Source organism: Alcanivorax sp. HI0044, from assembly GCF_001634945.1.
Genome location: NZ_LWEZ01001516.1, coordinates 1 through 11,118 on the forward strand (window position 1 = coordinate 1; position 11,118 = coordinate 11,118).

Below are 11,118 nucleotides of genomic sequence, written 5' to 3' on the forward strand. Positions count from 1 at the left end.
CCTGGCGCTGTCGGTTTCCATTCAGGAGCTGGGCGAGAAGTATGGCAACAACAAGGCCAAGGTGATCGCAGCCGCTCTGGACAAGGCCAATGAGCAGTATCTGGAGCAGAACAAGTCACCGTCACGGAAAGTCGGCCAGCCGGATAACCGGGTGAGCCATTTCTATGTGGCCATGTATTGGGCCCAGGCGCTGGCCGCACAGGATGAGGACGCAGAGCTGAAGGAAACCTTCACGGCTATTGCCGCTTCGCTGACGGAAAACGAAGAGACAATCGTCAACGAAATGGTGGCCGTGCAAGGCTCGCCCATTGATATCGGCGGTTACTATAATCCCGATTTCAGCAAGGCTTCGGCCGCTATGCGGCCCAGTGCAACCTTTAACGGCATACTCGAGAAGCTCTAGCCAGGCTTTGCCTGACCTGGTGAAGCGTACAGCTGTTGAGTCATGTGGCCTTGGAGGGAGTGTTTCTCCTGGTCACAAGGCACAGCAGATGTGTGCTTCAGGGCTTGCCCGGTAAGGCGTTTCAGCGACCCTTGCCGCCGATCCCCGTGGCCGGGCGTTCCCCGTTCCCCACGTCCCTTGCAGTCAATCTCTCAAGTGCCAAACCGATGCTCCACCCTGACTTTGGCTCGATGCTATACTCGCGAGTAGAGGCCGAATTCGCTTTTATTCAGAGGGAGAAGTGTAGATGGGATACCAAAAGATCACGGTTCCTGCAGACGGTGACAAAATCACGGTTAATGCGGACCTGTCCCTGAATGTCCCCAATCATCCGATTATTCCTTATATCGAAGGGGATGGCATTGGTGTCGACATTTCACCAGTGATGATCAAGGTGGTTAACGCCGCCATCGAGAAAGCCTACGGCACCAAGCGTGGTATTACCTGGATGGAAGTTTACGCCGGGGAAAAGGCTACCGTCGTGTACGGGCCGGATGTCTGGCTCCCGGAGGAAACCCTGGAAGCCCTGCGGGAATTCACCGTGGGCATCAAGGGCCCATTGACCACTCCGGTGGGCGGCGGCATCCGTTCCCTTAACGTGTCCCTGCGCCAGGAGCTCGACCTGTACACCTGTATGCGCCCGGTGCGCTATTTTGAAGGGGTTCCCAGCCCTGTTGTTCATCCCGAACTTACCGACATGATCATCTTTCGTGAGAACTCGGAAGATATTTATGCGGGTATTGAGTGGGCGGCGGACAGCCCGGAAGCCACCAAACTGATCCGTTTCCTGCGTGAGGAAATGGGGGTTACCCAGATTCGCTTCCCGGAAGGCTGCGGGATCGGCGTCAAGCCGGTGTCCCGCGAAGGGACCCAGCGGCTGGTGCGCAAGGCGATCCAGTACGCCATCGATAACGACAAGGATTCGGTTACCCTGGTGCACAAAGGTAACATCATGAAGTACACCGAGGGCGCCTTTAAGGATTGGGGCTATCAGCTTGCCGGCGAGCGTTTTGGCGCTGAATTGCTGGATGGCGGACCCTGGATGACCATGAAGAATCCCAATACCGGCAAGGAAATCATCATCAAGGATGTGATCGCCGATGCGTTCCTGCAGCAGATCCTGATGCGCCCGGCGGATTACAGCGTGATTGCCACCCTGAATCTGAACGGCGACTACATTTCCGATGCGCTGGCAGCGGAAGTCGGCGGGATTGGTATTGCGCCGGGGGCCAATATTGGTGGTTCCGTGTCGCTGTTCGAGGCCACCCATGGCACCGCGCCCAAGTACGCCGGGCAGGACAAGGTCAACCCTGGTTCACTGATCCTGTCTGCGGAAATGATGCTGCGCCACATGGGGTGGAGCGATGCGGCTGATCGGATCATCAACGGCGTGGAAGGCGCGATTGCAGCGAAAACGGTGACCTACGACTTCGAGCGACTGATGCCGGACGCGACACTGTTGACCTGCTCAGAGTTTGGGAATGCGGTGATTGAGCATATGGGCGCCTGAGGCGCCCGACGGGCTCAATAGCTGGCTTGCAGTATGAGCCAGCCGGGCAGGGAAGGGTCAGGAGGGTGTCGTCTGATCTTCAGCGACGTCTTCTTCGTTACTGGCTTCTTCGTTGGCGCGCAGGTTGACGGCATGGAAGCCCTTGTTGGCCGGTTGCACCTCGTACTCCACGGGTTGCCCGGCTTTCAGGCTTTTATAGCCGTCCATCTGAATGTAGGAATAGTGGACGAACAAATCTTCGCCCCCTTCGTCCGGGCGTACAAAACCGTAGCCCTTGGCGTTGTTAAACCACTTTACTCGTCCCGTTGCCATGGTCCTTCCCTCTGCCTATCCAATGGCGATTATGTTTATTTTTATCCTCGGGCTGCCGGCTGCGGTAAACTGGCACCTGAGTCTATTGTGCAACTTTTAAACATGCACAGCAGGGTGTCAACCCCGTGAAATCATCCCGGTGAATTGATTTGCTGCGGGGGATTGAAAAAACACCGACCACCCATCATTTCTTCATTGCCTGCTGACGCCAGCAGGGTTACAACGGTTTTGAGGCTTTATGAATTGGCATCAACAAGATTGGCATCCGGTAATGATTGACGAAACAGGCGCGCTACGTTGTGGGCCGGCAGATTCCCCCTCAGACCCGGACCGACACGGTGATATGGCCGTGGAAGAGGCCAAGCCGAAGCTGAAACCGCCATCCATGTACAAGGTGTTGATGTTGAATGATGACTACACGCCGATGGATTTTGTGGTAGAGATACTGGAAGACTTCTTCAATCTGGGCCGTGAGCAGGCCACCCGTGTCATGCTCACCGTGCACACTGAAGGAAAGGCGGTGTGCGGGGTGTATCCCCAGGACATAGCCGAAACAAAAGCCACGCAAGTGGTGGAATACGCCCGGGAGAATCAGCATCCGCTGATGTGTCAGGTGGAACAGGCCTGATGCCCTTGCGGGCCCATGCAGTGAGGTAGCCTTATGCTCAGCAAAGAACTTGAAATGACGCTTAACGAGGCGTTTCGCCACGCACGTGGCCACCGTCATGAGTTTATGACCGTGGAGCATTTGCTGCTGGCGCTGCTGGATAACGAGGCGGCCGTCGAGGTCCTGCGTGCCTGTGCCGCAGACCTGGATGAATTGCGTGATGCGTTATCCCAGTTTATCGAGGACTCAACACCGCTGTTACCGGATACCGATCCGGAGCGCGACACCCAGCCCACACTGGGCTTTCAGCGGGTGTTGCAGCGTGCGGTATTCAGTGTGCAGTCTTCCGGCAAGAAGGAAGTGACCGGGGCCAATGTGCTGGTGGCCATCTTCAACGAACAGGAAAGCCAGGCAGTCTATTTTCTTAACTGTCAGGACATTCACCGCCTGGATATCGTTAACTTTATTGCCCACGGTATTTCCCAGATTCAGGATGCAGAGCCGTCCATCGAGACCGAGCAGGACATGGAAGCGGGCGCGGAAGGCGCCCCGGCCAGCGCGCTGGACAATTACGCCACCAACCTGAACGAAATGGCCCGTGAGGATCGTATTGATCCGCTGGTGGGGCGCGCATTCGAGATTGAGCGGGCGGCGCAGATTCTATGCCGTCGCCGCAAGAACAACCCCTTGCTGGTGGGTGAGCCCGGTGTCGGTAAAACCGCCATTGCCGAAGGGCTGGCTCGTATGATCGTGGAAGGGCAGGTGCCCGAGCCGTTGCTGGATGCGGTGGTGTATTCATTGGATCTGGGCGCGCTGCTGGCCGGTACCAAGTACCGGGGCGATTTCGAGAAACGCCTGAAAACCCTGCTGGCAGAACTGAAGAAAGAGCCCAACTCGATTCTCTTTATCGATGAAATTCACACCATCATCGGAGCCGGTGCGGCCTCCGGCGGGGTAATGGATGCCTCCAATCTGCTTAAGCCGCTGCTGGCCTCCGGTGAGCTGAAATGCATGGGGTCCACCACGTTCCAGGAATACCGGGGCGTGTTCGAGAAGGACCGGGCCCTGTCACGTCGCTTCCAGAAAATCGATGTGGTTGAGCCGTCCGTGGAAGACACCGTGGGGATTCTCAAGGGGCTGAAAAGCCGTTTTGAGGCTCACCATGACGTGAGCTACACGGATGCGGCCCTGAAAGCCGCTGCAGAGCTGAGTGCCCGCTACATCAACGATCGTTACCTGCCCGACAAGGCCATCGACGTGATTGACGAAGTCGGTGCCTGGCAGCGCCTGCGCCCGGAAGACCTGCGCAAGCACACCATTGAGGAAACCGACGTGGAGGACATGGTGGCCAAGATTGCCCGAATTCCTCCCAAGCAGGTGTCGTCCTCCGACAAGGAGCTGCTGCGTAACCTTGAGCGCGACCTGAAAATGACCGTATTCGGCCAGGATGAGGCCATCGACACCATTTCGGCGGCGATCAAGCTGTCCCGTGCGGGCCTCAAGGGCGAGCACAAGCCCATTGGCAGCTTTATGTTTGCTGGCCCCACCGGGGTGGGTAAAACGGAAGTGAGCCGTCAGCTGGCCCGGGCACTGGGCGTGGAACTGGTGCGCTTCGATATGTCCGAGTACATGGAGCGACACACCGTGAGCCGCCTGATTGGCGCGCCTCCCGGCTATGTGGGCTTCGATCAGGGCGGTTTGCTTACCGAAGCCATTACCAAGACGCCGCACTGTGTGCTGTTGCTGGATGAAATCGAGAAGGCGCATCCGGAAGTGTTCAATATCCTGTTGCAGGTGATGGACAATGCCACGCTGACCGATAACAACGGCCGCAAGGCGGACTTCCGCAATGTGATCCTGATCATGACCACCAACGCCGGCGCGGAAGTGCTGAACAAGCGTTCTATCGGCTTTACCGAGCAGGACAACAGCACCGACGGCATGGAAATGCTCAAAAAGGTCTTCACGCCGGAATTCCGTAACCGTCTGGATGGCACCATTCAGTTCCTGCCGCTGACCAGTAAGGTGATTCTGGGTGTGGTCGACAAGTTCCTGGTGGAACTGCAGGCCCAGCTTGATGAGCGCGGTGTGGTGCTGAATGTGGATGATGCGGCCCGTAACTGGTTGGCCGAGAAGGGCTACGACAAGGATATGGGCGCCCGGCCCATGGCGCGTCTGCTCCAGGAAAAAATCAAGAAACCGTTGGCAGAGAAACTGCTGTTTGGCGAATTGGCGGGTGCCGGTGGGCAGGTCAATATCACCGAAAAAGACGGGGAGCTGGTGCTTTCCGTGGAAGCGGCCACAGCGGAGCCCGCGTAAACAGAAGTGGCGGGCGCCTTTCTTTTACGAAAGGCGCTCCGCTCGTTTTCCATCAACGCACAGACAACAAAAAAACCCGGCAATGCCGGGTTTTTTTGTGGGTGTATTCGGCCGGAGCCGTTCCGGGTTATTTCATCCGGAAAGTGATGCGTCCCTTGGTGAGGTCATAGGGAGACATTTCCACTTTTACACGATCCCCTGTGAGGATGCGGATATAGAACTTACGCATCTTCCCGGAGATATGGGCCGTAATTACATGACCGTTGTCCAGCTTCACACGAAACATCGTGTTGGGCAGGGTATCAACGATGACACCTTCGAGTTCGATTTGCTCTTCTTTCGCCATCCAACAAATACCTTGGGTTACCGGCTATTAGCGACGCGCAATTGTGCCGTAAAAGGGCCTTGGCTGCAAAAGAAGTTGGAAAAAGGCTTGGGTCGAGGGCTTAACCCCCGGAATTACTGGGGGCGGTGTGCTCTTTCCAGCTCCCGCTGGCGAGAATTTCCAGGGGCTGATACTGGCTTTTGTAGCTCATTTTCTGGCATTGACGGATCCAGTAGCCCAGATACAGGTAGGGAAGTTGTAATCGTTGGCATTGTTCGATTTGCCATAGCAACGCCATGACCCCCAGGCTGCGCTCAGGCAATGTGGGGTCAAAGAAGGTGTACACTGCGGAGAGGCCATCATTGAGCTGGTCGGTGACGGCTACGGCGACCAGCTTGCCTTGCTGGCGAAACCCGTAGAAATGGGTGTCTGCCCATTCGCAGGTAAGAAAATTGGTGAACTGCTCTTCCGAAGGCGGATACATGTCGCCATCGCCATGGCGGTCATTAATGTAGGCCGCATAAAGCGCGTATAGCTCGCGACTGAAACGGGCGGGCTCGCGGTTCACTGCCAGATCGGCGTTGTTTTTGAGGATGCGACGATGGCGGCGGCGAGGGTGGAAGTCATCCACTCGCACCCGGGCCGGAATGCAGGCATTACAGCTGTCGCAGTGGGGGCGATAGAGATAATTGCCGCTGCGGCGAAACCCCAGCAAGCTCAGTTCGCTATAGAGCTCTGGTGACAGCTGGGCCTGGGGGTCCACAAACAGGGTAGACGCCTGGCGGTCTTCCAGGTAGCTGCAGCTATGGGCGGGTGTGCGAAAAAAGCGCAGCGTGGACAAGTCAGTCATGGTGTAAGTGTAGCCCAGGGCAGGAGGGCTAAAAAGCCTCACATTCGGCTTGCAGTGCGGCCCAGTCAAACGGACGGTCTGGCCAGGGGGTGGGCACTGGCTGGGCTGGCACCCAGTCCTCAAGGCAGGTTTCAAAGTCGTCACGGTCGATCATCTGTGCCCCCATGGACATGAGGTGAGGGTTCTCGATCTGGGCATCAAGCAGGCGGATATCCAGTGCACGGGCCAGGTTGCGTAGTGCCACCAGTGCCACCTTGGAGCCGTTGCGCTGCGGGGAAGCCATGGATTCACCAAAGAACATCTGGCCAAGCTGAACGCCATAGAGGCAGCCGGCCAGCGACCCGTTTTGCCGGATTTCTACGCTGTGGGCATAACCTTGCTGATGCAGTTGGCAATAAGCCGCGATCATTTCTTCGTTGATCCAGGTGCCCGGTTCGCCCTGGCGGGGGGCTGCGCAGGTGCGCATGACTGCTTCGAAGTCGCGGTCAAAAGTAATGGTGAAATCCGCCTGGCGGAGATGTCGGGACAGGCTGCGGCTGACATGTAACTGGTCCAGCCGGATCACGCAGCGCGGTGCCGGGCTCCACCAGAGGATGGGCTGGGTGTCGGCGTTGTACCAGGGGAAGATGCCGGCGGAATACGCCCGTAAAAGGGTCTGGGGGTGAAGATCCGACCCGGCAGCCAGCAGGCCGTCCGGGTCGGTGAGGGCGAGCCGGGTATCAGGGAAGGGATCCCCGGGTTCCAGCCATGGCACCATGTGGTGGCCCTCCGGTCTATCAGTCGTTCAGGTTGTCCAGGAAACGCTCGGCGTCCAGCGCGGCCATGCAGCCAGCGCCAGCGGAGGTCACTGCCTGGCGGTAGATATGGTCCGCCACGTCGCCGGCCGCAAATACCCCTTCCACGCTGGTGGCGGTGGCGTTGCCTTCGGTGCCGCTGGCGATCTTGATGTAGCCGTCTTTCATGTCCAGCTGGCCGGCGAAGATATCCGTGTTCGGCTTGTGACCGATGGCAATGAAGACACCTTGCAGTTCAAGGTCTTTGCTGTCTTCACCCTTGGTGGACTTGATGCGCATGCCGGTGACACCGCTGTCATCGCCAAGCACTTCTTCCAGGGTGTGGTCCCATTCCACGGAAATGTTGTCTTTGGCAAGCAGCTTGTCCTGCAGGATTTTTTCCGCTCGCAGGCTGTCACGACGGTGTACCAGGGTCACATGTTCGGCAATGTGGGACAGGTACAGTGCTTCTTCGACAGCCGTGTTGCCGCCACCGATTACCGCCACCTTCTGGCCCTTATAGAAAAAACCGTCACAGGTCGCGCAGGCAGACACGCCTTTGCCCATAAAGGCTTCTTCGGACTCCAGCCCCAGGTACATGGCGGTGGCGCCGGTGGCGATGATCAGCGCGTCACAGGTGTAGGTGCCGTTGTCGCCCTTGAGGACGATCGGGCGCTGCTTGAGATCCACGTCGTTGATATGGTCGTAGACCATTTCCGTATCGAAACGCTCGGCGTGCTGCTGCATGCGCACCATCAGGTCCGGCCCCTGCAGGCCTTCCACATCACCGGGCCAGTTATCCACTTCGGTGGTGGTGGTGAGCTGGCCGCCAGGCTGGATGCCGGTGATCACAACCGGCTTGAGGTTGGCACGGGCGGCATACACAGCCGCAGTGTAACCCGCCGGGCCGGAACCCAGAATAATCAGCCGATGGTGCTGCACGTCGCTCATGTGTTACTCCAGTAAATACGTAGGTTGGGCAGGTGATCGGGCGCGCTATGCCGCGTCCGGGCTTGCGACTCCAACTGTGGGGGCAAGGCCTGCACATTCAAGGCAGTGAAAACTACCGTAAAACCGGGTCGTCGTGAAGCCTGATCATGGGCTATTAGTGCGATAGGAAGAGGTGACTGCCCGGGTTGAGAGCCGCAGATTGCGGCTATTTTGTGCGATAATGCCGTGCGCTCGGGCACACCGGGAGGGGCAAAGCTGGCCGCCCCCACTGTGATTGACTACAATCGCAATAATTTCAATCCGTTATCAGCTATTCTTTATCCAATAGTTTGACTTTATTGAGGGGCAAGGCGTGAGTAAAACGGTTGCCGGGCAAGGACAGTCCGGGTTTTCCCGCCATCTCAAACGTGGTTTGGTGGAAGGCATGGTCATTGCGCTGATCGCCTTTTCCCTTTACCTGCTGCTGGCGTTAATCAGTTTCGATAGCCGCGATCCCGGCTGGTCCTATGTGGGCAATGTGGATGCAGTACGCAATGCCATGGGCCGGGTAGGGGCGTTCAGCGCCGATCTGCTGCTGGGCCTGTTTGGCTATATGGCCTACCTGTTTCCGGTGCTGCTGGGCTTTTGGGCCGGCAAGGTGCTGCGCGAGCGCCATGCCGGACTGCCGGGGAGCTGGCCGCTGTTCAGCTTGCGACTGGTGGGTTTTATTCTGACCATGCTGGCGGGCACGGCGCTGTCGTACATGCATTTCACCGTGGGCGATACGCTGCCGGAAGGCGCCGGGGGCATTCTCGGCCATGAAGTTGGCGATGCCTCCCTGGCCGGGTTCAACCCGCTGGGTGGGACCTTGATGATGGTGGCGTTGTTTTTGATCGGCGTGACCATCTTTACCGATTTGTCCTGGATCGCGCTGGCTGAAGGCCTGGGCGCGCTGGTGCTTGGCGCCATCGAAAAAGTGCCTGCTTGGTGGCAAGCGCGTAAACGTCAGCGCGAAGAGCAGCGGCAGAAGAAAGAAGCTCATGAGAAGCGCGCCAAGGTCATTACCGAGGCGAAGAAAAAGGCAGAAACGCGAACCCCGCCAAAAATCGCCAAACCGGCCAAGCCGGTGGAAAAAAGCGCCCGGGTTCAAAAAGAAAAGCAGCAGAAACTGTTTACCACGGAAGTCTCCGGTGAGCTGCCCCCGGTGGGCCTGCTGGATGCGGTGGAAGAATCCAAGGGCGGTTATTCCGAAGAGGCTCTGGAAGGCATGTCACGCCTGCTGGAAATCAAGCTCAAGGATTTCAATATCGAGGCGGAAGTGGTGGCAGTGCAGCCCGGCCCGGTGATTACCCGTTTCGAGATTCAGCCGGCAGCTGGTATTAAGGTTTCCAAGATCACTAATCTGGCCAAGGATTTGGCTCGCTCCCTGGCAGTGATCAGCGTGCGGGTAGTGGAAGTGATTCCCGGCAAGACCACCGTGGGGATCGAGATTCCCAACGAGCAACGGGAAATGATCCGCTTCACCGAAGTGATCGGCACGCAGATGTTTGATCAGGCGCCGTCGCCCCTGACCATGGCGCTGGGCAAGGATATCTCCGGCGGCCCGGTGATGGCGGACTTGGCAAAAATGCCCCACTTGCTGGTGGCGGGTACCACCGGCTCCGGTAAATCCGTGGGCGTGAATGCCATGTTGCTGTCCATGCTGTTCAAGTCCAGCCCGGACGATGTCCGCCTGATCTTGATCGATCCCAAAATGCTGGAACTGGCGGTCTACGATGGCATTCCCCACCTGCTTACCCCGGTGGTCACCGACATGAAAGAAGCGGCCGGTGCGCTGCGCTGGGGTGTGGGTGAAATGGAGCGTCGTTACCGACTGATGGCCTCCATGGGAGTGCGGAATATCTCCGGTTATAACCGCAAGGTGGACGACGCCAAGAAGAAAGGCGAGCCCCTCAAGGACCCGCTGTGGAAGCCGGATGACCCGATGAATCTGGATGAGGAGGCGCCGCTGGCCGAGCACCTGCCTTACATCGTTATCGTCATCGATGAATTCGCCGACATGATGATGATTGTGGGCAAGAAAGTGGAAGAGCTGATTGCGCGTATCGCACAGAAAGCACGGGCGGCAGGCATTCACCTGATTCTCGCCACCCAGCGCCCGTCCGTGGACGTGATCACCGGCCTGATCAAGGCCAACGTGCCGTCGCGTATAGGCTTCCAGGTGTCGTCCAAAATTGACTCCCGCACCGTGCTGGATCAGGGCGGGGCGGAGCAGCTGCTGGGCCATGGCGACATGCTTTATTTGCCCGGCGGCACCAGTGTTCCGGAACGTGTTCACGGCGCCTTTGTCTCAGATGAAGAGGTACACCGGGTTTGTGACGATTGGCGCAAACGCGGCGAGCCCAATTATCTTGAAGAAATTCTCGATGGTGGCAGCGACCTCAATGCACCGATGCCAGGTATGGAAAGCGCCAGTGAGGGCGGCGATGACGAGAATGATCCGCTTTACGATGAAGCGGTGGCCATCGTCACCGAGTCCCGACGGGCGTCCATTTCCTCTGTGCAGCGGAAACTGAAAATTGGCTATAACCGTGCCGCCCGCCTGGTGGAAGCCATGGAGATGGCAGGGGTGGTCACCGAGGCCGGCAACAATGGCCAGCGCGAAGTCATCGCGCCGCCGCCGGTCAAATAAGGAGTTTGAATGAAGAAGTTGCTGTTGAGCTTGGCGCTGGCGCCTGCTGTCCTGTTGGCCCCTACCGCATGGGCGGGTGCCACCGATGATTTGCTGGATCGCCTGCAAACCCTTAAGTCCATGAAAGGCGAGTTCGAGCAGGTGGTGCTGGATCAGGGCGGCACGCATATGCAGGAAGCCACGGGCCGTTTTCAGGTGGCCCGGGGGAACCAGTTTTACTGGCTCACCGAAACGCCTTATGAGCAGATGGCTGCGTCCGACGGCGAAACCGTCTGGGTTTACGACAAGGACCTGGAGCAGGTGGTGGTACGCCCGCTGAGCCAGGATCTTGGCCAGACCCCGGCCCTGTTGTTTGGTG

11 protein-coding genes are annotated in these 11,118 nt (G+C 58.1%); 6 read left to right on the forward strand and 5 right to left on the reverse strand.

What is annotated here, in order from left to right; all coding sequences use genetic code 11:
* The coding region (locus A3730_RS22805) for an NADP-dependent isocitrate dehydrogenase (protein WP_197477580.1) at positions 1-403 on the forward strand (403 nt) is incomplete at its 5' end.
* Positions 404-689: 286 nt separating this feature from the next.
* Complete coding sequence (icd, locus tag A3730_RS22810; protein ID WP_063539024.1) at positions 690-1,952, forward strand: NADP-dependent isocitrate dehydrogenase; 1,263 nt, start codon at positions 690-692, stop codon at positions 1,950-1,952.
* A gap of 57 nt (positions 1,953-2,009) precedes the next feature.
* On the opposite strand, the gene A3730_RS22815 is transcribed toward icd, so the two are convergent.
* Positions 2,010-2,264: a cold-shock protein gene (locus tag A3730_RS22815; protein ID WP_063521724.1), complete on the reverse strand. Its 255-nt coding sequence runs from the start codon at positions 2,262-2,264 to the stop codon at positions 2,010-2,012.
* Between the two features lie 271 nt (positions 2,265-2,535).
* Here A3730_RS22815 and clpS point away from each other — a divergent pair, with 271 nt between their 5' ends.
* Together clpS and clpA are read left to right on the forward strand one after the other, a co-directional pair.
* Entirely contained in the window at positions 2,536-2,892 is a 357-nt protein-coding gene (gene clpS, locus A3730_RS22820; RefSeq protein WP_063521726.1) for an ATP-dependent Clp protease adapter ClpS, read from the forward strand.
* Between the two features lie 33 nt (positions 2,893-2,925).
* Complete coding sequence (gene clpA, locus A3730_RS22825; RefSeq protein ID WP_063521723.1) at positions 2,926-5,190, forward strand: ATP-dependent Clp protease ATP-binding subunit ClpA; 2,265 nt, start codon at positions 2,926-2,928, stop codon at positions 5,188-5,190.
* Positions 5,191-5,317: 127 nt separating this feature from the next.
* On the opposite strand, the gene infA is transcribed toward clpA, so the two are convergent.
* The 4 genes from infA to trxB all read right to left on the reverse strand — a co-directional run bounded on the left by infA (position 5,318) and on the right by trxB (position 8,089).
* Positions 5,318-5,536: a translation initiation factor IF-1 gene (gene infA / locus A3730_RS22830; RefSeq protein ID WP_007149029.1), complete on the reverse strand. Its 219-nt coding sequence runs from the start codon at positions 5,534-5,536 to the stop codon at positions 5,318-5,320.
* 100 nt (positions 5,537-5,636) lie between these two features.
* Positions 5,637-6,365: an arginyltransferase gene (locus A3730_RS22835; protein WP_063521722.1), complete on the reverse strand. Its 729-nt coding sequence runs from the start codon at positions 6,363-6,365 to the stop codon at positions 5,637-5,639.
* A 28-nt stretch (positions 6,366-6,393) separates the two neighbouring features.
* Positions 6,394-7,122, reverse strand: a complete 729-nt coding sequence (aat, locus tag A3730_RS22840; RefSeq protein WP_063521721.1) for a leucyl/phenylalanyl-tRNA--protein transferase — start codon at positions 7,120-7,122, stop codon at positions 6,394-6,396.
* Positions 7,123-7,141: 19 nt separating this feature from the next.
* Positions 7,142-8,089: a thioredoxin-disulfide reductase gene (trxB, locus tag A3730_RS22845; RefSeq protein ID WP_063539026.1), complete on the reverse strand. Its 948-nt coding sequence runs from the start codon at positions 8,087-8,089 to the stop codon at positions 7,142-7,144.
* A 352-nt stretch (positions 8,090-8,441) separates the two neighbouring features.
* Here trxB and A3730_RS22850 point away from each other — a divergent pair, with 352 nt between their 5' ends.
* Together A3730_RS22850 and lolA are read left to right on the forward strand one after the other, a co-directional pair.
* Positions 8,442-10,760: a DNA translocase FtsK gene (locus tag A3730_RS22850; RefSeq protein ID WP_063539028.1), complete on the forward strand. Its 2,319-nt coding sequence runs from the start codon at positions 8,442-8,444 to the stop codon at positions 10,758-10,760.
* Positions 10,761-10,769: 9 nt separating this feature from the next.
* The coding region (gene lolA / locus A3730_RS22855; RefSeq protein ID WP_063539030.1) for an outer membrane lipoprotein chaperone LolA at positions 10,770-11,118 on the forward strand (349 nt) is incomplete at its 3' end.

Excerpts from the sequence above, each read along its gene's own strand:
- icd (WP_063539024.1), top strand. The coding sequence starts at position 690 with ATGGGATACCAAAAGATCACGGTTCCTGCAGACGGTGACAAAATCACG.
- A3730_RS22815 (WP_063521724.1), bottom strand. The coding sequence starts at position 2,264 with ATGGCAACGGGACGAGTAAAGTGGTTTAACAACGCCAAGGGCTACGGT.
- clpS (WP_063521726.1), top strand. The coding sequence starts at position 2,536 with ATGATTGACGAAACAGGCGCGCTACGTTGTGGGCCGGCAGATTCCCCC.
- clpA (WP_063521723.1), top strand. The coding sequence starts at position 2,926 with ATGCTCAGCAAAGAACTTGAAATGACGCTTAACGAGGCGTTTCGCCAC.
- infA (WP_007149029.1), bottom strand. The coding sequence starts at position 5,536 with ATGGCGAAAGAAGAGCAAATCGAACTCGAAGGTGTCATCGTTGATACC.
- A3730_RS22835 (WP_063521722.1), bottom strand. The coding sequence starts at position 6,365 with ATGACTGACTTGTCCACGCTGCGCTTTTTTCGCACACCCGCCCATAGC.
- aat (WP_063521721.1), bottom strand. The coding sequence starts at position 7,122 with ATGGTGCCATGGCTGGAACCCGGGGATCCCTTCCCTGATACCCGGCTC.
- trxB (WP_063539026.1), bottom strand. The coding sequence starts at position 8,089 with ATGAGCGACGTGCAGCACCATCGGCTGATTATTCTGGGTTCCGGCCCG.